At 50.5% G+C, this 23,738-nt stretch carries 22 protein-coding genes; 8 read left to right on the top strand and 14 right to left on the bottom strand.

Going from position 1 to position 23,738, the window contains the following annotated elements; genetic code table 11:
- Positions 1–145: 145 nt before the first annotated feature.
- On the top strand, positions 146–2,821 hold the full coding sequence (gene acnA / locus OGY68_RS18845; RefSeq protein WP_057067364.1) for an aconitate hydratase AcnA: 2,676 nt from the start codon (positions 146–148) through the stop codon (positions 2,819–2,821).
- A gap of 48 nt (positions 2,822–2,869) precedes the next feature.
- Here acnA and ribA read toward each other — a convergent pair whose 3' ends face one another.
- Positions 2,870–3,460: a GTP cyclohydrolase II gene (gene ribA, locus OGY68_RS18840; protein ID WP_003020601.1), complete on the bottom strand. Its 591-nt coding sequence runs from the start codon at positions 3,458–3,460 to the stop codon at positions 2,870–2,872.
- 201 nt (positions 3,461–3,661) lie between these two features.
- Between ribA and pgpB the strand changes: the two genes are divergently transcribed.
- The 5 genes from pgpB to yciH all read left to right on the top strand — a co-directional run bounded on the left by pgpB (position 3,662) and on the right by yciH (position 7,314).
- On the top strand, positions 3,662–4,426 hold the full coding sequence (pgpB, locus tag OGY68_RS18835; protein WP_003833318.1) for a phosphatidylglycerophosphatase B: 765 nt from the start codon (positions 3,662–3,664) through the stop codon (positions 4,424–4,426).
- A gap of 149 nt (positions 4,427–4,575) precedes the next feature.
- The gene (locus OGY68_RS18830) at positions 4,576–4,884 is read left to right on the top strand and encodes a LapA family protein (RefSeq protein WP_003020595.1); all 309 of its coding nucleotides are present in this window, start codon (positions 4,576–4,578) and stop codon (positions 4,882–4,884) included.
- Between the two features lie 6 nt (positions 4,885–4,890).
- Complete coding sequence (lapB, locus tag OGY68_RS18825; RefSeq protein ID WP_008784929.1) at positions 4,891–6,060, top strand: lipopolysaccharide assembly protein LapB; 1,170 nt, start codon at positions 4,891–4,893, stop codon at positions 6,058–6,060.
- Positions 6,061–6,249: 189 nt separating this feature from the next.
- Positions 6,250–6,987 (top strand): orotidine-5'-phosphate decarboxylase, encoded by a 738-nt coding sequence (pyrF, locus tag OGY68_RS18820; RefSeq protein WP_103285296.1) that lies wholly within the window; start codon positions 6,250–6,252, stop codon positions 6,985–6,987.
- Positions 6,988–7,314 (top strand): stress response translation initiation inhibitor YciH, encoded by a 327-nt coding sequence (gene yciH / locus OGY68_RS18815; protein ID WP_003833315.1) that lies wholly within the window; start codon positions 6,988–6,990, stop codon positions 7,312–7,314.
- A gap of 91 nt (positions 7,315–7,405) precedes the next feature.
- Here the strand turns inward: yciH and osmB are convergent, their stop codons facing one another.
- The 7 genes from osmB to fabI form a co-directional block, all read right to left on the bottom strand.
- The gene (osmB, locus tag OGY68_RS18810; protein ID WP_003020583.1) at positions 7,406–7,624 is read right to left on the bottom strand and encodes an osmotically-inducible lipoprotein OsmB; all 219 of its coding nucleotides are present in this window, start codon (positions 7,622–7,624) and stop codon (positions 7,406–7,408) included.
- A gap of 268 nt (positions 7,625–7,892) precedes the next feature.
- Positions 7,893–8,645 carry a DNA-binding transcriptional regulator YciT gene (gene yciT / locus OGY68_RS18805; protein ID WP_003020580.1) on the bottom strand — a complete coding sequence of 251 codons (753 nt, stop codon included), beginning with the start codon at positions 8,643–8,645 and terminating at the stop codon, positions 7,893–7,895.
- A gap of 95 nt (positions 8,646–8,740) precedes the next feature.
- Positions 8,741–8,923 carry a YciZ family protein gene (locus OGY68_RS18800; RefSeq protein ID WP_003833313.1) on the bottom strand — a complete coding sequence of 61 codons (183 nt, stop codon included), beginning with the start codon at positions 8,921–8,923 and terminating at the stop codon, positions 8,741–8,743.
- 183 nt (positions 8,924–9,106) lie between these two features.
- Positions 9,107–11,098, bottom strand: a complete 1,992-nt coding sequence (pdeR, locus tag OGY68_RS18795; RefSeq protein WP_008784927.1) for a cyclic di-GMP phosphodiesterase — start codon at positions 11,096–11,098, stop codon at positions 9,107–9,109.
- Positions 11,099–11,363: 265 nt separating this feature from the next.
- Positions 11,364–13,298, bottom strand: coding sequence for an exoribonuclease II (locus tag OGY68_RS18790; RefSeq protein WP_057067367.1), 1,935 nt, complete (start codon positions 13,296–13,298; stop codon positions 11,364–11,366).
- A gap of 89 nt (positions 13,299–13,387) precedes the next feature.
- The gene (locus OGY68_RS18785) at positions 13,388–14,533 is read right to left on the bottom strand and encodes a CMD domain-containing protein (RefSeq protein ID WP_057067368.1); all 1,146 of its coding nucleotides are present in this window, start codon (positions 14,531–14,533) and stop codon (positions 13,388–13,390) included.
- Positions 14,534–14,747: 214 nt separating this feature from the next.
- Complete coding sequence (gene fabI, locus OGY68_RS18780) at positions 14,748–15,536, bottom strand: enoyl-ACP reductase FabI (RefSeq protein ID WP_020996373.1); 789 nt, start codon at positions 15,534–15,536, stop codon at positions 14,748–14,750.
- Positions 15,537–15,978: 442 nt separating this feature from the next.
- Here fabI and OGY68_RS18775 point away from each other — a divergent pair, with 442 nt between their 5' ends.
- Entirely contained in the window at positions 15,979–16,671 is a 693-nt protein-coding gene (locus OGY68_RS18775; RefSeq protein ID WP_032943595.1) for an EAL domain-containing protein, read from the top strand.
- 38 nt (positions 16,672–16,709) lie between these two features.
- On the opposite strand, the gene sapF is transcribed toward OGY68_RS18775, so the two are convergent.
- The 5 genes from sapF to sapA are packed head-to-tail and all read right to left on the bottom strand — an operon-like array spanning position 16,710 to position 21,992.
- The gene (gene sapF, locus OGY68_RS18770; protein ID WP_003020558.1) at positions 16,710–17,516 is read right to left on the bottom strand and encodes a peptide ABC transporter ATP-binding protein SapF; all 807 of its coding nucleotides are present in this window, start codon (positions 17,514–17,516) and stop codon (positions 16,710–16,712) included.
- 1 nt (position 17,517) lies between these two features.
- Complete coding sequence (gene sapD, locus OGY68_RS18765) at positions 17,518–18,510, bottom strand: peptide ABC transporter ATP-binding protein SapD (protein WP_003020556.1); 993 nt, start codon at positions 18,508–18,510, stop codon at positions 17,518–17,520.
- Entirely contained in the window at positions 18,510–19,400 is an 891-nt protein-coding gene (gene sapC / locus OGY68_RS18760; protein ID WP_003833291.1) for a peptide ABC transporter permease SapC, read from the bottom strand. The genes sapD and sapC overlap by 1 nt, the downstream gene beginning before the upstream one ends.
- On the bottom strand, positions 19,387–20,352 hold the full coding sequence (gene sapB, locus OGY68_RS18755; RefSeq protein WP_003020545.1) for a peptide ABC transporter permease SapB: 966 nt from the start codon (positions 20,350–20,352) through the stop codon (positions 19,387–19,389). Before sapB ends, sapC begins: the two co-directional genes overlap by 14 nt.
- Positions 20,349–21,992 carry an ABC transporter substrate-binding protein SapA gene (gene sapA, locus OGY68_RS18750; protein WP_003833288.1) on the bottom strand — a complete coding sequence of 548 codons (1,644 nt, stop codon included), beginning with the start codon at positions 21,990–21,992 and terminating at the stop codon, positions 20,349–20,351. Before sapA ends, sapB begins: the two co-directional genes overlap by 4 nt.
- 534 nt (positions 21,993–22,526) lie before the next feature.
- On the opposite strand from sapA, the gene OGY68_RS18745 reads away from it, so the two are divergent.
- Positions 22,527–22,979: an SgcJ/EcaC family oxidoreductase gene (locus OGY68_RS18745; protein WP_003833285.1), complete on the top strand. Its 453-nt coding sequence runs from the start codon at positions 22,527–22,529 to the stop codon at positions 22,977–22,979.
- A gap of 41 nt (positions 22,980–23,020) precedes the next feature.
- Here the strand turns inward: OGY68_RS18745 and OGY68_RS18740 are convergent, their stop codons facing one another.
- Entirely contained in the window at positions 23,021–23,665 is a 645-nt protein-coding gene (locus OGY68_RS18740) for a quinolone resistance pentapeptide repeat protein QnrB2 (RefSeq protein WP_012695489.1), read from the bottom strand.
- Between the last annotated feature and the right edge of the window lie 73 nt (positions 23,666–23,738).

Here is a 23,738-nt window from a genome sequence, read left to right as displayed (position 1 = left end):
CCATTGACCTCACTTCGCGCTTTTGTATCGCGCGCTACTTTTATCAATTTGAGTTGTTATCAAAGCGTTACATTTTGTTTGTGTTATCTTTAATACTAACCCTGAGGAAATCAGGGGATCCAACCCTGTCATTTAAGGAGGAGCTATGTCGTCGACCCTACGAGAAGCCAGTAAGGACACATTGCAGGTTAAAGATAAAACCTACCGCTACTACAGTTTACCTCTGGCCGCTAAATCACTGGGTGATATCACCCGACTACCCAAATCGCTGAAAGTGTTACTGGAAAACCTGCTTCGTTGGCAGGATGGTAATTCCGTAACCGAAGATGATATTCATGCGCTCGCGCATTGGCTGAAGACTGCCCATGCCGATCGTGAAATTGCCTATCGACCCGCTCGTGTTCTGATGCAGGATTTTACCGGCGTGCCGGCGGTGGTCGATCTGGCCGCCATGCGCGAAACGGTGAAACGTCTGGGTGGGGATACGGCAAAAGTGAATCCGCTTTCGCCAGTGGATCTTGTCATTGACCACTCGGTAACGGTGGACCGTTTTGGTGATGATGATGCTTTCGAAGAAAACGTTCGCCTGGAAATGGAACGTAACCATGAGCGTTACGTGTTCCTGAAATGGGGACAGCAGGCATTTAGTCGCTTCAGCGTTGTACCACCAGGAACGGGGATTTGCCACCAGGTTAACCTTGAATACCTCGGCAAAGCCGTCTGGAGCGAGTTACAGGACGGTGAGTGGGTGGCTTACCCTGACACGTTGGTCGGAACCGATTCCCATACGACAATGATTAATGGTCTCGGTGTGCTGGGATGGGGCGTTGGAGGCATTGAAGCTGAAGCAGCAATGCTGGGTCAACCGGTCTCTATGCTTATCCCGGATGTTGTGGGCTTCAAACTGGTGGGCAAACTGCGGGAAGGCATCACCGCTACTGACCTGGTTTTAACCGTCACCCAGATGCTACGTAAGCACGGCGTGGTCGGTAAATTCGTTGAATTCTACGGTGATGGGCTGGACACCTTACCGCTGGCCGATCGGGCAACCATTGCGAACATGTCACCGGAATACGGCGCAACCTGCGGTTTCTTCCCGATAGATAGCATCACTCTTGAATATATGCGTCTGAGTGGGCGCAGTGAGGAGCAGGTTGAGCTGGTCAGCGCCTATGCCAAAGCGCAGGGAATGTGGCGTAATCCGGGGGATGAACCCGTATTTACCAGTTCACTGGAGCTGGATATGGGCAGTGTGGAAGCTAGTCTTGCCGGACCGAAGCGTCCGCAGGATCGGGTGGCACTGGCTGATGTCCCGAAAGCGTTTTCGGCGAGTAATGAACTCGAAGTGAATAGCTCGCTGAAAGATCGCCAGCCAGTGGATTATACAATGAACGGTCACCAGTACCAGCTGCCGGATGGTGCTGTGGTTATTGCAGCGATCACTTCCTGTACCAACACCTCTAACCCAAGCGTATTGATGGCGGCGGGGCTGCTGGCGAAAAAAGCAGTGACGCTTGGTCTGAAACCTCAGCCGTGGGTGAAAGCCTCGCTGGCTCCAGGATCGAAGGTGGTGTCTGATTATCTGGCGCAGGCTGGGTTCACGCCATACCTTGATGAGCTGGGATTTAACCTTGTAGGTTATGGCTGTACCACCTGTATCGGTAACTCGGGTCCGTTACCCGATCCTATCGAGACAGCTATCAAAAAAGGCGACCTCACCGTTGGTGCTGTGCTTTCCGGCAACCGAAACTTTGAGGGGCGTATCCATCCGCTCGTGAAGACCAACTGGTTGGCGTCTCCGCCGCTGGTGGTGGCCTATGCTCTGGCGGGGAATATGAATATCAATCTGACGAAAGATCCGTTAGGGCATGACAGAAAGGGCGATCCCGTATATCTGAAAGATATCTGGCCGACGGCTCAGGAAATTGCCCGTGCCGTGGAGCAGGTTTCTACCGCCATGTTCCATAAAGAGTATGCTGAAGTGTTTGAAGGCACGCCGGAATGGAAAGCAATCCAGGTTGATCGGGCTGATACTTATGGCTGGCAGTCTGACTCAACCTATATCCGCTTGTCGCCGTTCTTCGATGGTATGCAGGCGACGCCGGATCCGGTCCAGGACATTCATGGTGCGCGTATCCTTGCAATGCTTGGAGATTCCGTCACCACCGACCATATTTCTCCTGCAGGTAGTATTAAGCCGGATAGCCCGGCAGGTCGTTATCTGCAAAGCCACGGCGTGGAGCGTAAAGATTTTAACTCCTACGGTTCACGACGCGGGAATCATGAAGTGATGATGCGTGGTACCTTTGCCAATATTCGTATTCGCAATGAGATGGTACCTGGCGTGGAAGGTGGGATGACGCGTCATTTGCCGGGAACTGAGGTAGTGGCTATCTATGATGCGGCTATGCAATATCAACAAGAGAATATTCCCCTGGCGGTTATTGCCGGGAAAGAGTATGGCTCTGGCTCCAGTCGCGACTGGGCGGCAAAAGGCCCGCGTTTGCTGGGGGTTCGCGTGGTTATCGCTGAATCCTTTGAGCGAATTCACCGTTCTAACCTGATTGGTATGGGGATTTTGCCGCTGGAATTCCCGCAGGGCGTCACGCGTAAAACGCTGGGACTCACCGGTGAGGAAGCGATCGATATTACGGATCTGCAAAACATCAAACCGGGAGCAACAGTGCCGGTGAGTATGGTTCGCTCGGATGGACGTAAAGAGGTGGTTTTATGCCGCTGCCGTATCGATACCGCGACGGAGCTAACGTACTACCAAAACGATGGCATTCTGCACTACGTGATTCGTAATATGTTGAGCTAGAAGTAAAAAGCCTGCGAGAGCAGGCTTTTTTATCGGCGGTAACAACTATTACTTGCCCAGTAAATGTCCCATCTTGGCGGCTTTGGTGTCCAGGTAATGTTCATTGTTCGGGTTACGACCCACAATCAGCGGCACGCGTTCAACAATGTTGATTCCCGCTTCGGTCAGAATTTCCACTTTTTTCGGGTTATTGGTCAGCAAACGAACTTCGTCCACACCAAGCAGCTTGAACATATCCGCACACAGCGTGAAATCACGCTCATCTGCCGCAAAGCCCAACTGATGGTTAGCTTCAACGGTATCATAACCCTGGTCCTGCAACGCGTAGGCGCGGATTTTATTGAGCAGGCCGATATTGCGTCCTTCCTGACGATGATAAAGCAGGATACCGCGCCCTTCTTCAGCAATATGGGTGAGAGCCGCTTCGAGCTGGAAACCGCAATCGCAACGCAGGCTAAACAATGCATCGCCAGTCAGACATTCGGAGTGGACACGCGCCAGGACAGGCGTTTGGCCTGTGATATCGCCAAAGACCAGTGCGACGTGATCGTGTCCGGTTGCCAGTTCTTCAAATCCCACCATCAGGAAATCACCCCAGGGGGTTGGCAGTTTGGCTTCTGCCACACGTTTAAGCTGCATGTAATTCTCCAGATTATGCTGGCACTGTCGTGCCGTCGCCTGTTGGCTTCTGTTCTATATTGCACTATTTTGCCATAAGGCAACGATGTTCACCTAATCGCGACAACGGATTCGCTTTTGGAATGGCACAAAATTGTCAATTTCCCCGGCATGCGCTTTTTTCAGTTATGATTGTGAGACTTATCGACGAAAGGAGAGGCAATGCTGTCAATTGCAAAGCGCACTGCGGTCGGGGCCGGGCTGCTACTTATTATGCCGGTTGCCGTATGGGTATCGGGCTGGAGCTGGCAGCCGGGACATAACGTTTGGTGGCTAAAATCTCTGTACTGGATAACGGAAACGGTGACCCAGCCGTGGGGTATTATCACTCACGTTGTTCTCTGTGCATGGTTTCTGTGGTGTCTGCGTTTTCGTCTGAAAGCTGCGGTAATGCTGTTTGCGATCCTGGCTGCGGCAATTTTAGTCGGTCAGGGCGTGAAGTCCTGGGTTAAAGACAGGGTGCAGGAACCTCGGCCCTTTGTCGTGTGGCTGGAAAAAACGCACCATATTCCGGTTGATGAGTTCTACACTTTAAAACGTAAAGATCGTGGTCACTTAGTTAAAGAGCAATTGGCAGAACAACAGGATATTCCGACGTTTCTACGTAAGCACTGGCAAAAAGAAACGGGTTTTGCCTTTCCGTCAGGGCATACGATGTTTGCCGCCAGTTGGGCTTTACTGGCAGTAGGGCTGTTATGGCCACGCCGACGTACGCTGACGATTGTGTTTTTACTTATCTGGGCTACGGGTGTTATGGGGAGTCGCTTGCTATTAGGCATGCACTGGCCCCGTGATTTGGTCGTTGCAACGCTGATTTCATGGTTGCTGGTAACACTGGCGACATGGCTTGCGCAGCGGGTATGCGGACCATTAACGCCGCCTGTGCAGGAGGAAAAAGAAATCGCTCAGCGTGAACAAGAAAGTTAGCCATGATTGATTTTTCGAATTTTGCCCTTAAATCAGAAAGGGGAAAGCGCTTTTCCGTTTCGCACTCGTTGTGAAAATGGTAATTTAAAGGGCTCAACGCGGTAAGTTGTACACGATTTATTCGCTCAAACCACATAACGGGAAGTAATGTGAAATATTTACTCATTTTCTTACTGGTGTTGGCGATTTTTGTTATTTCGGTGACATTAGGTGCGCAAAACGATCAACAGGTTACGTTTAATTACCTGCTGGCTCAGGGTGAGTATCGTATCTCTACGCTGCTTGCTGTATTGTTTGCCGCAGGTTTCGCGATTGGTTGGTTAATTTGCGGCCTTTTCTGGCTGAAGGTTCGTGTGTCTCTTGCGCGCGCCGAACGTAAAATCAAACGACTGGAAAACCAGCTTACGCCTGCGACCGACGTTGCGGTTTCTGCCGATTCGTCGGTTGTGAAGGAATAATTATTTATGTTGGAGTTGTTGTTTCTGCTTTTGCCTGTAGCCGCTGCCTATGGGTGGTATATGGGTCGCAGAAGTGCGCAACAAACCAAGCAGGATGAAGCTAACCGTCTTTCCCGTGACTATGTCGCCGGGGTTAACTTCCTCCTGAGCAACCAACAAGACAAAGCGGTGGATCTGTTCCTCGATATGCTAAAAGAGGATACGGGCACCGTTGAGGCTCATCTCACCCTCGGAAACCTGTTTCGCTCGCGCGGTGAAGTCGACCGCGCAATCCGCATCCATCAAACGTTAATGGAAAGTGCTTCGCTAACCTACGAGCAGCGTTTGTTGGCCGTACAACAGCTGGGGCGCGACTACATGGCCGCAGGTCTGTACGACCGCGCGGAAGACATGTTTAATCAGCTTACCGATGAAACAGATTTTCGCGTCGGTGCATTACAGCAACTGCTGCAAATTTATCAGGCGACCAGCGAATGGCAGAAAGCGATTGATGTTGCAGAACGCCTGGTGAAGCTCGGTAAAGATAAACAACGTATCGAGATAGCTCACTTCTACTGCGAACTGGCCTTACAGCAGATGGGCAGCGACGATATGGATCGCGCCATGACGCTGTTGAAAAAAGGGGCTGCGGCAGACAAAAACAGTGCACGTGTTTCCATCATGATGGGCCGTGTGTACATGGTGAAAGGCGATTACGCGAAGGCCGTTGAAAGTCTGCAACGCGTGATTTCTCAGGATAAAGAACTGGTCAGCGAAACGCTGGAAATGCTGCAAAGCTGCTACCAGCATCTGGGGAAAAACGATGAGTGGGCCGAGTTTTTACGTCGGGCCGTTGAGGAGAATACTGGCGCCGCCGCAGAGCTGATGCTGGCCGATATTCTTGAAGCGCGTGAGGGGACTGATACCGCTCAGGTTTATATTACCCGCCAGCTACAACGCCATCCTACGATGCGCGTGTTCCACAAGTTGATGGATTACCATCTTAACGAAGCAGAAGAAGGGCGCGCGAAAGAGAGCCTGATGGTTCTGCGCGATATGGTCGGGGAGCAGGTGCGCAGCAAGCCTCGGTATCGTTGCCAGAAGTGCGGATTTACCGCATATACACTGTACTGGCACTGCCCATCCTGTCGCTCATGGTCAACCATTAAGCCTATTCGCGGACTTGATGGGCTGTAATTTTTAAAAAAACTTCACTTTAGTTACAACATACTAATGATGTGTAACCAATCCATCCTCAACCCCGTTGCCAAATTCGCCTGGCAGAAATGTAATCGCGCCTGTTAATTTTCCATTGCCGCAGGTAGAATGCACGCCGTTTACCCATTTTGCGCCGCCGATGGCGCCCATCCTCAGGAAGGTCTGGTCATGACGTTTACTGCTTCATCTTTTTCTCGTGCTGTTACTGATTCTCCTGTCGTTGTCGCTCTCGATTATTCCAATCGTGATAAAGCATTAGCTTTTGTCGACAGAATTGATCCTCGTGATTGCCGTTTGAAAGTGGGCAAAGAGATGTTCACGCTTTTTGGACCTCAGTTGGTTCGCGATTTACAACAGCGTGGCTTTGACGTTTTTCTTGATTTGAAATTTCATGATATTCCCAATACTACCGCGCATGCCGTTGCGGCAGCTGCCGAGCTTGGCGTGTGGATGGTTAACGTTCATGCTTCAGGTGGGGCGCGTATGATGACCGCCGCACGTGAAGCCCTGGTGCCTTTTGGCAAGGATGCGCCGCTGCTGATTGCAGTAACAGTTCTGACCAGTATGGAAGCCAGCGATCTTGCCGACCTTGGCGTGACGTTGTCACCTGCCGAGCATGCGGAAAGGCTGGCGCGTTTAACCCAACATTGTGGTTTGGATGGCGTCGTATGCTCCGCGCAGGAAGCAGTGCGATTCAAGCAGGCATTTGGCCAGGCATTTAAACTGGTTACGCCGGGTATTCGCCCTGAAGGTAGCGAGGCAGGCGACCAGCGTCGCATTATGACGCCTGAACAGGCACAGTCAGCTGGCGTGGATTATATGGTTATTGGTCGTCCGGTCACACAGTCGGCAGATCCGGCTCAGACGCTGAAGATGATCAATGCCTCCCTGAAACGAGGTGCGTAAATGAACGACTCAAATTCTCGTCTGGTCTACTCAACTGACACCGGGCGTATTGATGAACCGAAAGCCGTCCCAGAGCGTCCCAAAGGCGATGGCATTGTCCGTATCCAGCGACAGACCAGTGGCCGCAAAGGTAAGGGCGTGTGCCTGATTACTGGAATAGATCAGGACGATGCTGAACTGACCAAATTAGCTGCGGAACTGAAGAAAAAATGTGGTTGCGGCGGGGCAGTGAAGGATGGCGTGATTGAGATACAGGGTGATAAACGCGACCTGATTAAATCGCTGCTGGAAGCCAAAGGAATGAAAGTTAAATTGGCTGGCGGTTAATAAAAAAAGCCACGGAATTATTCCGTGGCTTTTTAATAATACAGACCTGAAAAAGTAAACGTATTATTATATCGAGCCGTTTAACCGTAAATTATTTACCCACCTGGTGGCCAATAATACCACCTACTGCAGCACCACCCAGCGTGCCCAGCGTGCTGCCGTCAGTCAGGACTGCACCACCGATTGCACCAGCACCAGCACCAATTGCGGTGTTACGGTCACGTTTGGACCAGTTAGAGCAGGCACTCAGCGACATTGCCAGAGTAATTGCCAAAATGGCAGCGGTCATTTTTTTGCTCGTTACTAACATAATACTTTCTCCTGAATTATTGATTCACGGAATCCAGTGTTCTTTAAGAGTAGCGCTAAATTTAGGCTAACGAAGATATTTCCGTGAAACCGTTTAGCGAAGGCATGACAAACACTATCCTGAGATTGGAGGTTCGTTCCTGTTATATCGCTAACATTAATTTTACGACTTAATCCTGTTAACGACAGGTAAAAAGTCTTAATTGGACTGTCAGATAACTCTCAGAGAGGGGATGATTTGCCGACTGACAAATCATCTGCTGAAGATTTTATGCGTGCGCATCAATGATATTGACGGTTAATCCTGAATGCTCGAGCTGCATTTGTACGCTGGCGCTGAGTCTGGAATCCGTGACTACGCGGCTGAATCGCTCTAATGGACCCAGCGTGTAAGGGTGAATGGCTTCGAATTTTGAGCTGTCAGTAAGTACAATAACTTCTGCACCTTTTTCCAGCACCGCGTTAACCACATCAGAACGCATCATGTCGCGTCCGGTGAAGCCGGTGTCAGCCTGCCAGCCATCAATGCCGATAAAGGCCTTGCTGAAGTGTACCTGCTGGATAAACTGGCGAGTTAAGGGCCCCACCATGCTTTCGCTTTTTTTCTGATAGATGCCGCCAAGGAGAATCACTTCGCAGGGGGTTTCTTTCAGCAGATGGGCTATATAACTGCTGACGGTAATGATGGTGACATCTTTTTGCTCCGCCAGCGTTCTGGCCAAGAGCGCATTGCTGCTGCCGTTTTCAATGAATACGGACTCGCCAGGGCTTACCAAAGATGCGGCAAATTCGGCCAGTTCACGCTTCAGAGTAAAATTAGTCATCATGCGCGTTTCCACATCATCACTGTTCAATGAAACGGCAAAACCGTGCGCACGGCGTAAATAGCTCTGTTTCTCCAGTGTGTTCAGATCCTGTCGAATCGTCACTTCTGAGACACCGGTGATTTTTGCCAGTTCGGCGACGCTCATCTGACCTTTATCAGTCACCATCTGCAAAATAGATTGTTGTCGGGAATTCATAATATTAATTTTATTGCGATATCGTATCGGAAATTAAACGGAAACTGCCTCACGTGCAGTTTGCTTATAGCAGCGACATTAAAGGGTTAATGTCATCAAATCTCCCAGGGAGCCTTGTGCTTTTTGGGCAAAGACTCGGCATCTTCTTTGGCCGTGTCTAGCAGCTCAGCCTTCAGAATTTCGAGATTGTGGATGGCTGAGTGGTAATCACCTGCAACGAGGATATCCAGCACGGTATCAATGCGTTCGGCCAGACGCTGAGCGTCGATATCAGACATGGTTATCATCCTAATAGCAATAGAGTTTGAATTTCATGATGCAGAATTTCATGGCAAAAGAGAAGGGAAAAATAGTATTAACTATCAATGATAGAAGAATATTATATATTCTGTGATTACATGCAGATAGGATCGTTACGTAATGTCCATTTATGGCTATTAATGACGTTTGATCCCACAGCATTAGCGCGTTTTTTTATTCAGATGTCGTCGATACCAACGTTCAAATGCAGCCGCTGGCATTGGTTTGGCAAACAAAAAACCCTGACGCTCGTTGACACCATTTTTGGTTAAAAACGCATCCTCTTTCGCGCTTTCAACACCTTCGGCGATGACCTGCAGATTGAGTGCCTGTGCGACCGCAACAATGGCACGTACCAGCGACTGCGAAATAGGTTGTTTGTGTACATCCCTGACAAAGGTCTGATCCAGTTTAATTGCATCAAGCGGGAAGCGGGCCAGTTGAGACAGTGACGAATATCCAGTACCAAAATCATCCAAATGGATTTGCGCCCCCAACTGGCTAAACTGCTGAATGACGGACAGTGCCAACTGCTCATTTTCAATCAAACTGCTTTCCGTTAACTCGACATCGATGGGGCAATATTCAAAGTCGAGTTCATGAAGCACCTGTTTGAGATCGGTAAATAGCGTCTGATCGGCGAGCTGGCGGGCAGAAACGTTTACCGCCACGCGCAGATTGATTCCCTTGGCGCGCCATTTTGCGACCTGACGCACAACGTCCAGAATAACCCAGCGACCCAGCGGAACGATAAGCCCTGACTCTTCGGCGTAGGAGATAAATTCCAGTGGTGGAATGAGGCCGCGTTCCGGAGACTGCCAGCGTACCAGCGCCTCCAGGCTGCGCACTTCGCCTCGCCAGGTTATCTTTGGCTGATAATGGATAACCAGTTGATCGTTTTCCAGCGCCTTGCGCAGGTTAGTATCCAGCCACAGGTATTCAAATACCCGCTGATTCATTTCCGGAGAGAAAACACAAAACTGTCCGCGGCCGCCTTCTTTCGCGGTGTACATGGCCGTATCGGCGTTACGAATGACGCTCTCGCAGTCCTGACCATGCTGTGGAGCAAGGGAAATACCAATAGAGCAGCCTGTATAGACTTCAATCAGGCCAATGCGAAAGGGCTGACGCAGGCGTGTCAGAATGCGCGATGCGGTAGCTTCCAGAGTGCTCTGGGACGTTTCGGTGGCAAGGACGATAAATTCATCACCGCCAAACCGAGCCAATAGCTGGTTGTCGTCAAGACAACTGAGGATTGCAAGCGACACACTCTGTAATAGCTGATCGCCAAACATATGCCCGTAGGCATCGTTCACCTTTTTGAAGTTATCCAGATCGAGATATACAATCCCAACCTGAGTATCACCTGCGTTCTCAATCGCGTCGCTTATCAGCTCATGAATGGCGTTACGGTTCGGTAATCCGGTGATGGAGTCGGTATTAGCCAACATACGCAGGCGTTCCTGCGCGCGGCGTTCTTCAGTGATATCGGTGCCGGAACAGATCAGAAATATTTCGTTCTTGCCGCTACCGTTATGTACAAACTTATTGCGAAAAAGAAACAGGCGCTGACCTTTGCAGGTCTTCACCCAACGTTCGACTTCATATGAGTTGCCTTCGCGAAAAAAGACCTCGATGTTGCGTCTGGAGGCTGCGGCTTCACGTCGACTCATAAACAGTGTGAATACGCTTTGGCCAATGACTTCACGTTCTCTGAGTCCGGTGTACTCTTCGCACAGACGGTTAAAACGCTGAATGTTGCCCATGCGGTCAAGAATGACAATAACGGAGTTGGCTTCTGAAACCACCTGCTCGGCAAAAGAGAGACCTTGAGCCAGATCGCGTGCGACGGAAGGGGTGTCATCCCAGGCTGATGCGCTGCCGGCCCATTCGCGCTTATTGATTTTCCGCCCGACCAAATGTACCGGAATATCGTCATCTTCAATAGGTAATGTCATCAACAGGCTTGACGTAATTACCGTCATCTCGCGAATGCGGTCGGCCTGCTCGGGTGATAATTCGATGGTCTGCTCAGCGTCTGCTGTTTCGTCAATAGAGAAATGCAGGATGTTGCAATCCTCTGACAAACGCCAGTAGGGGTTATGAGTGCCCACATAGCTATACAACGTAACCAGCTCCCGGACGTCTTTCATGATGTGTACTATCCCGTTTAAAGCGCATAAAGCCTCAAAAGTAAGGGTAGCCATGATTCATTCAGGGTGATTATGGCTGAACGTATTGTTTTATTTATATATTTATATGTAATCCAGAATCCATAAAAAGCAAAGCCAGCGGAACTGAAAAATAGTAAAAAAAAATTTTGACTGGATAAGAGAAGTGTAGTGTGTGGTTGAAATTTGGCCGCTAAAAAAAGAAAACGACCTTTCAAAAAAGAGAAAGGTCGTTGGATTTGTCAGTTTACGCTGCTGGACGCGCGATAACGCTACGGGTTTCCATGCGAACTTCGGCGATAGTTACGTCAATCACATCAGTGACTTTGTAAACCACTTCACCTTTGATTTGTACGGTACCACTTTCCTGGCTGCAGACCAGTTCATCACGCACGGCGTGCAGGAAGGGTGCAGGAATAAAGGCAACAGCGCCATTATCAACCAAACGTACGCGCATGCCGCCGCGGCTGACGTCGATGATCTCGGCCGCAAAGCGGGTGTCAGTTCCGGCTTTATCACTCAGGAAACGGGCGTATAGCCAGTCACCCACATCACGCTCAGCCATCCGGTTCAGGCGACGGCGTTCTGCCATTTGCACGGTGGTATCATCCTGAGGGCGGGCGACGGTTTCGCCTTTGATAACAGCCTTAAGCAGACGGTGGTTGATCATATCGCCGTACTTACGGATTGGGGAAGTCCAGGTGGCATATGCCTCCAGACCCAGCCCAAAGTGTGGACCTGGCTCAATACTAATTTCAGCGTAAGACTGGAAGCGGCGAATTCGGCTGTCGAGGAAGCCGGATGGCTGTGCATCCAGTTCGCGGCGCAGTTTGCAGAAACCTTCCAGTGTCAGTACTTCTTCGGCATCGACGTGCATACCGTGGGTTTTCAGCAGCGCGGCCAGAGCGTCGGCGTTGGCCGGGTCGAATCCCATATGGACGTTATAAATACCGAAGCCCAGCTTGTCGCGAAGCACACGGGCGGCGCAAATATTTGCCGCAATCATGGATTCTTCCACGATACGGTTTGCGATGCGGCGTGGCTCAGCGACGATGTCCAGTACTTCACCTTTTTCACCGAGAACGAAACGGTAATCCGGGCGATCTTTAAAGACCAGCGCGTGGTTATGACGCCACTCTCCTCGGCTCAGGCAAATACGATGCAGCAGACGGATTTGTTCCGCAATCGCGTCGTTTTCTGGTTGCCACTCGCCAGTACCTTCCAGCCAGTCGGAAACATTGTCATAGGCCAGCTTCGCTTTAGACTCGATGGTTGCGGCGAAGAAGGTGATGTTGTCTTCAATCGTGCCATCGGCGGTAATGCTCATACGACAAGCTAAAACCGGGCGCACTTCGTTCGCGCGCAGAGAGCAGAGATCGTCAGACAATTCACGTGGTAACATCGGGATATTGAACCCCGGTAAATAATTGGTGAACGCGCGAATTTTAGCCGTTTTATCCAGCTTGCTGCCTTCTGCAATCCAGGCTGTTGGGTCGGCAATGGCGACGGTTAATTGTAGCGTGCCGTCAGCTTGTTCTTCAGCATACAGCGCATCGTCCATATCTTCGGTGCTGGCGCTGTCGATGGTGACGAAATTGAGGGCGGTTAAATCTTCACGAACAAGGCCTTCGTCCAGCATTTCGGTTGCTACACCGTCTGGTGCTTCTTTTTCCAGATTATGGCGTGCCAGTGTGACCCACCACGGGACAAAGTGGTCATCAGCAAAAGTGATAAATTGGGTTAACTCGGCGTAGAAGGTGCGATCGCCTTTCAGCGGATGGCGGCGCATTTCTGCAACAGCCCAGTCGCCTTCTTTAAATTCATGTTCAACGCCGCGGGCTGCACGACAAGGAATAGCATCTTTCAGTAACGGATGATCCGGCACAATGGACAGACGGTCATTTTTGCCCTGAACTTTACCCACGAAGCGCGTCAGGAAGGGTTCGATCAGTTCTTCCGGCTCAGCAGACTCACGGTCTTTTTCTGTATGGATAACCGCAACAATACGGTCGCCATGCATCACTTTTTTCATCTGCGGCGGTGGAATGAAATAGCTTTTTTGTGCATCGACTTCCAGGAAGCCAAAGCCTTTTTCCGTGGCTTTTACCACCCCTTCAGCACGTGGCGTCTGGGAATGTAGTTGCTGTTTAAGCTGCGCTAGCAGCGGGTTGTCCTGAAGCATAATTGTCTATTTTCGTGGCTAAAAGAGCGGCTGACAGTTTTACGCGATTCTGCCAGTTGCAGCAAGCGCTCTTTCAGTAAGTGGATCGGTTAATCAGTGTCGCCCAGCGCGATTTTCAAGCGATTCAACCATCCGCACAATCCACTCCAGGCTAGCAGGTTAATGGCCTGCTCTGAAGAGATTCCCTGATCGAACAAAGGCGTTAACAGTGCGGTGCTAAAGCGGTCGGGCGCCCGGGTCAGCCATTGTACCGCCTGTAGGGTGACGCGCTCAACCGGATGTCGTTGTTCCCAACGTTGTAATTCACGTTCATCCTGACGAAGAACGGTAATGGCCTCGGTTAATTCATGAGCTGAATACGCATGTTCATTAAAACAGGCCACGCTGCCATTAATCCGCGAAGTCATCAGCGCCGCCAATGAAAATGCCTGTACCGGTATCCCGCTACGTTGCGTGCTGGAAATGAGCGACCCGAGTAAATCCAAAATGACGGGGGAATGTATCAGTAATGGCAGTAACGCTTGCAGTTCCTCGGGATAACGTCTGTCTATCGACTCATCATGATTAAGATGTTTTTCAATCGGGAATGGCGAAGCGTGCCAGGTAGCGTTTGCTGCACTAAATGGTGAAGCGTGAGCGAATTGTTGTATATCGAGACCCGGAATTCGGCGCACCGGATGTCCACACCAGGCCTGAAACAGGGCCACGATACGGGCCTGAAAACCGACGAATCCGATAATTTGATTCATCAGAATGCTATCGCTGGTGGTCAGCCCGACTGCATCCAGATGCTGGCGATCGCGCGCGCCTATCACGGCAGGAGAGCTGGCAAGTTGACGAGCATATTGGGTGATTTGCGCCAGTCGATGGTTACTTTCCCGCGAGGAGTCCGGCCCAGGAAGCGGTGTTAGACGCGCGGCATAGTGATTACATAATCGCTGGACGCCATATACCTGAGCGACGGTTAACGCCGTACTCATCCGTTCATAGGCGCTGAATGTGTGCATCTGACTCAGGTTTACGTGGGTCGGGAAGAGGATCTGTGCAAGTTTACGGGCAGGGATTAACCAGGATTGAAAAGGTAAAAGGGCGTCATCAGATATCGCCAGATCCAGTAAAAAGCAGTCGTCGACATGAGCGGCTTCCGGCACCAGCGGCAGAACATCTTGTGGATACATGCTGGATTGCGTCTCATGATACCAGTGGCTTTTGCCTTCAATTCGGCGTTGTTCCATGGGCGGTCCTTGGTCTAAAAAGTGGCGACCCGGACACGTCGTCATACCACTACGCCGGATCGTTTGCGCTGCAATATCCTGACGTAAGCAGAAGAGGGGATGAAAGATTGTTACGTGATAATAAATATCAGAAAAGCATATATGGGACAGGGTAGAGGGGAATTAAAAACGAGCATCACGGGCGACAGTGGGCCGCCCAGAGAAGAGTGGATGATTATTTCAGTTCTAGTTCATTCATTGCAGCTATGCTGAAACCACCGTCAACGTGTACAACTTCACCTGAGATACCGGCAGAAAGATCGGAACACAGGAATGCCGCAGAGTTGCCCACATCTTCAATGGTAACAGTGCGGCGAATCGGCGTAACAGCTTCGCAATGGGCCAGCATTTTACGGAAATCTTTGATACCGGAAGCGGCGAGGGTGCGGATTGGACCTGCGGAAATTGCGTTTACGCGTACGCCTTCAGGCCCCATTGCGTTAGCCATATAACGGACGTTTGCTTCCAATGAGGCTTTCGCCAGGCCCATCACGTTATAGTTCGGGATTGCACGCTCTGCGCCCAGATAGGACAACGTCAATAGCGCAGAGCCAGGGTTTAGCATGGAACGACATGCTTTTGCCATCGCAACAAAGCTATAAGCGCTAATGTCATGCGCAATTTTAAATCCTTCGCGGGTAACTGCATTCACATAATCACCATCCAGTTGGTCAGCAGGTGCGAAGCCGATGGAGTGTACGAAACCGTCGAATTTCGGCCAGGCTTTGCTCAGTTCAGCAAACATGGCGTCAATGCTGGCATCTTCAGCTACATCACACTGCAAAACAATGTTGGAGCCTAATTGCGCTGCAAATTCTTCCACACGACCTTTCAGCTTGTCGTTCTGGTAGGTGAACGCCAGTTCGGCACCTTCGCGATGCATCGCCTGAGCGATTCCCCATGCGATAGACAATTTACTGGCAAGGCCTGTCACCAGAATGCGCTTACCTGATAAAAAACCCATGGCTTTAATCCTTTTGGTTAACACTTATCTTTTATCAATCAATGAGTTATGATTGACGCATCAAACACACTCGAAATTGGCCTGAAATTATATCCCACGCTTTTTCCCTGGAGAATGGTTATCCGCCTCACGTGACCTGTCACGTCATTACAAGTGAGGAGTATATCATCCCCCTCCGCTTATGCTTCGTTCAGGCATCTAACGTCGGTGAATCAGAGAAAATACGAGGTTTCAAAGGCATTGAAATGGTATTATTTCATTGCTAGCTGATGTTAATAAACATAGCAAGGTAGGAACTTTCTTAAAACATAAAACATGACAATATTCAGCTTGTTATGATATATTGTTTTTATCGATCAATATTGATTCATTGATCGATATTATTGATTGATTGTGATTAGAAGTGCATTATCAGGATGTTATGATCAATTGGAGTGGTCTTATGCACTATCATTTCATCGCGGAACCGATGAGAGACACAACAGATAAATTACTGGGTGTAGAGATTAACGCCCGGTTTACTTCAGATACGGTTCACCCGTTGCATCCAGATTTCATCATTTCAGCGTGGGATAGCGAACAAAAGCGTAATTTCATGCTCGAGCAAATTCGACTAATTGCCGAAAAGCGTGACTGGTTTGAGCGCAACAGCCTTATTTGCACCCTGAACCTCATTGACGAAATGGCACTGCTGGCGATTGGTGATCCAGCCATCAAGTCGGCCTTACATGCTCTACCATTTATTGCACTGGAACTTTCAGAACGTTTTCTGTCGAATACCGTGTGCCTGAATAATCTGTTGATTAATTCACTTCGCGACGGCCCAAACGCATTGTGGTTGGGCGATCTTGGCTCCGGCAGCGTAGGGGCCAGTCCGCTGGTTTGCGGTCATTTTGACGTTGTGAAACTGGATCGCGGTTTCTTCCTGGAACAGGTAGAAAAACCGATGTTCCCGGTGCTTATCAAAAATATCAGGGAATATTGCGACCGTGTTGTGGTGAAGGGAGTAGAAACAGTACGACTTATCGACGAGGCCAGTACCGCAGGTGTCTGGGCAATGCAAGGTGGTGCCCTTTACCCGTCAGTCGCGTTTACCGAAGTTGATACGCTGCTCTTACCCACGTTGTGTCACTGATGACAGATTGCCCCCCGGTTGAGGAGGGCAGCCGTTTGCTAACGATCTTTTCGCCAGGCATCAGCGGTGAGCGCTTCGCCGAAATGACCTGCAATCAGGCGGCGGGTAAGCTCATGAAGCGGGGATGCCAGAACATCCGCTGTACTGCCGCGTTCTACCACTTCGCCCTGATGCATGACTAATACCTGATCGCTGATGTGCTTCATCATGCCAATATGTTGGGTCACATAGATATACGAAATCCCCTGTTTTTCCTGCAATTCCAGCATCAGATTGATGAGCTGTGAACGCATCGACATGTCCAGAGAGGCCAGGGCTTCGTCGGCGATAATGACTTTGGGGCGTAAAATGAGCGCACGGGCAAGGCCCAGACGCTGTTTTTGCCCTGGGGCCAACATATGTGGGTAATAGCTTACGTGATCGGGCAGCAGCCCGACCATGCGCATGGTCTCCACGATCTGTTTACGACGCTGCTCAGGCTCGAGGTCGGTATTCAGACGTAGCGGAAAATCAAGGATCTGCGAGATACGTTGCCGCGGATTAAGCGATGTTGACGGATCCTGGAAAATCATACGGATCCGCTGACTACGAAATGAATAATCGCCATATTTTAACGGATGATCGTCAATCAGCAGCTCACCGCTGGTGGGTTCAATCATACCCGCCAACATTTTTGCCAGCGTAGATTTCCCCGAACCGTTTTCACCAATGACGGCGAGCGTCTGACGTTCACGCAGGGTGAAACTCAGGGGCTTAACGGCCTCAACGGTCTGGCGGCGAAATAAACCTGTCCGGTAGCGAAAGGTTTTGCTCAGATTACGAACTTCGAGCAGGGTTTCTACCATCTCACTCTCTCTCCATGTTCAGCGGGAAATGACAGGCGTAGAGATGATTTTTTGCTCCGGTCAGTCTTGGGGTTTCAATACATTCGCGTTGTGCATAAGGACAGCGTGGCCCCAGACGGCAGCCGATGGGTAATTGTTCCAGCAATGGAATAGCTCCTGGCATGGTATTCAGGCGGCTTTTGTGCGGCATTGCGCTACCAAAATCCGGAATAGCGCGAATCAACGCTTGAGTATAAGGATGATGAGGAATGGTCACCAAATCTTTACTTGGCGCGGTTTCGACCGTTTGCCCGCAGTACATCACGTTGATTTTGTCAGCCCACTGGCTGAGCATTTGCAGGTCATGGCTTATCAACAAAATGGTGGTATTGCTGTTTTGATTCAGACGGGTTAGCAGACGGAAAATTTGCGCCTGGGTGGTTGGCTCCATCGCGTTCGTTGGTTCATCGGCAATCAGCAAACGCGGCTGATTCGCTAATGCGATAGCGATCATGACCTTCTGGCATTCGCCATCGGTCAGCTCATATGGAAAGCTGCGCATGGCGTCTTTATGGTCTTTTATCCCGACGCGGTGCAAGAGTTCAATCGCACGGCGTTTGCGCCAACCGATGCGCTGCCACCAGCGACCTTTGTAGGTCCATGCCGGAATATTTTGCATCAGTTGACGTCCGATACGCTCGGACGGATCGAGACATGACTGCGGCTCCTGAAAGATCATGGAGACGTTATGACCGACCAGTTTGCGTCGTTCACGCGCGGAAAGGCGTAGCAGATCGATATCATCAAAACGCATACGGTCTGCGGTTACGCGCCAGTTATCTTTAGCGACGCCGCAAATGGCCTTAGCGATCAGACTTTTGCCGGAGCCAGATTCGCCGACCAGCCCGCGGATTTCACCCTCATTCAAGGTCATGCTGACACGATCAACAGCCTTTACCCAGTCGTCACCGGTCCTGAATTCAATGGTCAGGTTGCGGATATCCAGTAATGGCATTACTCCACCCCCGCAATAATTGCGCGGCGCACGCCGTCACCCAGTAGGTTAACCAGCAACACGCTTATCATAATTGCCGCGCCTGGCAGCATCACCGTCCACGGTGCGACATAAATCAGCTCCAGCGCGTCGCCGAGCATGGCTCCCCATTCCGGGGACGGCAGCTGTGCGCCAAGATCGAGAAAACCCAGCGCGGCGATATCCAGAATCGCCATCGACAGTGCGCGGGTGATTTCAGTAATAAGGCCAGCGGTAATATTGGGCAGAACGGCGAACCACAGAATATTCAGTGTGGTTGCACCGTCCAGGCGAGCGGCAATGACGTACTCTTTCTCCAGCTCGTCATGCACCATGCTGTAAACGGAGCGCACCATGCGCGGCAGCAGCGCCAGCCAGACGGCAAACATGGCGTGTGTCAGATGCGGCCCGGCAAAGGCCACCACAATAATCGCCAGCAGCAGAGAAGGGATCGACAGCAGGGTGTCCAGAATGTGGTTCAGCACCGCAGAGCGCAAGCCGTGCGTCGCACCGGCAACTACGCCCAATACCAGGCCACACAGCGTGGCGGCAAGAGTGACGACAAACGCGCCGCCAACGGTCGGGGCCGCACCGCTGAGCAGACGACTTAAAACGTCACGTCCCAGATCGTCAGTCCCGAGGAAGAATGAGACTTCGCCATAGCGCGACCATGACGGCGGTAAAAGCTGATAGCCGAGAAATTGCTGATCGATGCCGTAAGGGGCAAACCAACCACCAAAAATACACAGAATAGCCAGTCCCGCACAGCCGTACAGGCCGATCATCGCAGTCGCATCGCCATAGAAATTGCGCCATGCGGTGCGCAACGTACCTGGCGGGCGTTTTTCGCTGTAGACGCTATCGTAAGGCATACCATTCCTTATGTTTCAGAGGGTTAGCCATAGCACCCAAAATATCAGAGATGACGTTAACGATAATAACCAGTGAGCCAATCACCATCACGCCCGCTGAAATCGCCGCGTAATCCTGCTGGCGAATCGCGTTAATCAGCCAACGACCAAGACCGGGCCAGCTAAAGACCATCTCGGTGATCATCGCCAGCGTCAGCATGGTGGAAAACTGTAATCCCAGACGCGGGATCACTGGCGGAAGGGCATTGTGCAGGACGTGACGACGCAGAATCGTTAATCGTGACAGACCGCGCGTGGCCGCCGCTTTGACGTAGTTCTGGTCAAAGACCTCAATGGTGCTGATACGCATCAGGCGGATAACTTCTGTGGTGGGCGCAACGGAGAGCGTCAGCACCGGGAGCACCATATGACGGATAGCGCTGACCAGCATTTCATCGCGCCAGGGCGAGTCGGAGATCCACGCATCAATAATGGCAAAACCGGTAACAGGTTTCACCTCGTAGAGAAGATCAAAACGCCCGGAAACGGGTAACCAGCCGAGGGTCAGCGAGAAGAGCAATGTCAGCAGCAGCGCCAGCCAAAAAACGGGGATAGAAAACCCCATCAGAGCCAATGCGCTGATGCAGCGGTCCTGCCATTTGTTCCGCGTGATACCGGCCAGCATACCAACGGGGATCCCAACCATTAGTGCAAAACCAAAGGCAAGAATGCACAGCTCCATTGTGGCCGGGAACACCTCTTTCAGCTGCTCTGAGATCAACTGGCCGTTGATACTGGATACGCCGAAATCCCAGTGAATGAGACCATTGAACCAGAATACCCATGCGTTCCACAGCGATGCACCCTGTAACGGCGCATGAGGCGTGAAGTAGCTCAGGCTGAAGCCAATAAAGGTCAGGAAGAACAGGGTTACCAGTAGCAATAAAAATCGACGCAAGGTGAAGATAATCATGGTTTTTTCACCTCATCTTTCTTTTCCCTGGACACGCCGGCAAAAGAGGCATTACCGAATGGACTGAGTACCAACCCTTTGATGTCGTAGCGGTAAGCCTGTAGACGCAGTGAAGAGGCCAGTGGCAGGATCGGTAACTCTTGGGCAAGAATATTTTGCGCTTCGTCATAGGCATCAATTCGCGATGAAAGCTGCTGCGAAGAAAGAGCCTTGCGCAGAATGCTGTCAAACTGCGGATTACACCAGTGGGCAAAGTTGGTCTGTGAATTGATGGCGGCACAGCTGAGCAACGGCCGGAAAAAACTGTCAGGATCGTTACTGTCCGTCGCCCAGCCGGATAACGTCAGATCATGGTTCATATCCATTAATCTCGCCTCCTGAAAACGACCTTCTACAGGGATGATCTTCACTTTCACACCCACCTGAGCCATATCTGCCTGAATCAGCTCGGCGGTTTTCAGCGGACTGGGGTTCCAGGCCTGAGAGCTGGTAGGGACCCAAAGTTGTAACGTCAGATTCTCCAGCCCCAGCGCTTTTAGCTGCTCGCGCGATTTTGCCGGGTTGTATTCTGTAATTTTAGCTTCGTTATCATAAGCCCACGAGGCGCGAGGCAAAATAGATGCCGCGGTTTCTGCCGTCCCGTAGTAGATAGACTGCATTAAGCGCTGGTTGTTGATCGCTAGCGCCAGCGCATGCCGCACGGCAGGGTTATTCAACGGCGGTTTATTGGTGTTGAACGCCAGATAGGCAATGTTCATCCCCGGGCGCAGCGTCAAACGCAGGCGAGGGTCATCACGCAATATGCTGAGCTGGCTGGCGGCAGGCCAGGCAAGGACGTCACATTCGCCAGTGAGTAATTTCGATAAGCGTCCGGTTCCACCAGAACCGAGATCCACTACGACCTGCGGCATCAGAGGAGTGCCACGCCAGAATTTTTCATGTCGCTGCAACCGAATATATTGGCCGGCACGATTCTCCGAAAGCTGATACGGGCCTGTGCCGACGGGTTGTCTGTCGAGCAACTCCTGGCGATCCTGTTTTGCCAGATTAGCGGCATATTCCGCCGACATTACGGAGGCATAGTGTGTGGCAAGGTGCCACATAAAGGAGGCATCCGGTTGCGTTAAGCGGAATTCAACGGTGTTGTTGTCCAGTTTGCGCACGCTTTGGACGTTATCGGCAAACTGCAGGCTGTCGAAGTAGGGGAAACTGCTGCCGTTCACATTGTGCCACGGATGGTGGCGATCAAAGATGCGCTCGAAGGTAAACACCACATCGTCTGCATTCAGTTTGCGGGTGGGGGTGAACCAGGCCGTCTTCTGAAACTGAACGTCACGACGCAGATGGAAGCGGTAGGTTGCGCCGTTATCCAGCACCTCCCAGCTTTCAGCAAGCTCAGGCACCAGCCGATAGGTGTAGGGATCTACATCAAGCAGTCGGTCATACAATTGGGCCGCTAACGTATCGACGATGAGACCGCTGCTCGTTTTTTGTGGGTTGAACGTATTGACTTGCCCGCTGACGCAATAGACAAACCCACTGTCACGGATATCAGCGTGCGGAGCTTGCTCAGGCGCAGCAGCAGCCTGACCACTCAGAAATCCAGCCATCACGATCAGAGATGATAAAACCAGGCGCATAATTTTAATGGATTATATAAAGAGGCTATCTTACTAATACTTAATGACATTTGCCATTACCGTTTGTTTTTGGGAGTAACAGGCTCGATAAGCGCGAGTTCAACACCGCGACATGGTCAAAATTCATACCTGCTATCCACTTTGAATCTACTCTGTTAACTATCTTAGCATTTTCATGGCCCATCTGACTTGCTATAAACGTGGGGGCGTACCTGTCGTTGTTTACTGATTGATATCAGTGTGTGCTCGGAAGATGGAGTATGGCATCGATAACGAAGTGTGGAGCGAGCATTTAGAGTGTCACTATCAATGCTGAACTATAATCATTCAGGAAGCAGTACACGTTATGTGAGTTGTAATAGCTAAAGTATCTATAATTATTTCAATATGTTAATTCCATTTTTTCTTCATGGCATCTTAATCTTCTCACCCATTTATGGTGATGATTTCCATTGGTTATTAAATGCATTTTGGCTTTGATCCTGGTTATGAACGGTTTTCTGTTGCCATTTAACTTCTAATGGAATGAATTGTATGAATAAATTACTGAGCCTTGTTGTTTCACTTGCCCTATTGCCTGGAGCCGTTTTTGCAGCGTCGACTCCAGACTGTGTGAAGGTGAATAAAGCGCAAATCGAAGCGCTATTTGATAAGTGGAACGAGTCATTGAAAACAGGTAACGCGCAGACGGTATCTGAAAATTATCTTAGCGATGCGGTATTGTTGCCTACTGTATCCAATAAAGCGCGTTTAACGGACGCTGAACGTGTTGATTATTTCGAGCATTTTCTTGCGAAAAAGCCGACCGGGAAAATTGACATGCGTACCATTCGCCTGGGGTGTAATAAGGCGATAGACACCGGTACCTACACATTTACCTTCGCGGACAAATCAACGGTTTCAGCCCGCTACACATTCACTTATGCATGGGACGGTAAAGAGTGGAAAATTTCCACACACCACTCTTCAGCGATGCCTGAAGGGTAAAAAGCTGTGCAGGGGGCGGAATATTCACCGCTCCCTGAAGACTAGCCAATAATCGCGATGCCAAGACGTTCCATGAGCAACGATGCCTGGTAGTTGTCCAACTTAACGCCTTGTAAATCAACGCGCCGAATATCTAAGTCACCCAACTCCGAATTGGTCAGATCGCAATGTGTGAAGTTTGCTGCTCGCCAGTCGAAAGTCGAAAACTCGCCGCCGGAGAGATCTGAACCACTGAACGTCGCGCCCAGTACCTGGGCCCCCATCCAACGGTTTTCCCACAGCTCACACTTTTCCAACACGACTTTCGAAAAATTGGCGTAGCTTAGATTTGTGTTAGTGATATATGCACTGCAAAACCAGGTGCGAGTAGTGATCATATTCATAAAACTTGCGCCGCGAAAATCTGCGCCTTGCGCACGACAGTGGCGAATTTCAATGCCAAGCGCACTGGCATTGCGAAAATCCGCCATGGATAAATCACAGCTTTTAAAAATGGCATCTTTCAGCATCGCACGACTAAAATTGCACCCTTTCTGGCTTTCACGATCATAGAACTGACAGCCGATAAATTCAGTGCCGCTCAGGTCGGCACCTGAAAAATCACAGTTAAAAAATGTACTATTTTCAATTTTCTCACCGGTGAAGCGGTTTCTGTTAATTTTTTCGCCAACGAGTGCCAGAGCCATATTTTGTGCCTGTTTTTTTATACAGTAATGGCGTCATGGTAAACCCTGATGAGGTTATGCGTCAAATCCGCCA

Source organism: Citrobacter sp. Cpo065, assembly GCF_030332805.1.
In the GTDB taxonomy this organism is placed as follows: Bacteria; Pseudomonadota; Gammaproteobacteria; order Enterobacterales; family Enterobacteriaceae; genus Citrobacter; species Citrobacter portucalensis.
Note: the sequence above shows the minus strand (reverse complement) of the source record. Positions and strands in the feature narration are given on the sequence as shown.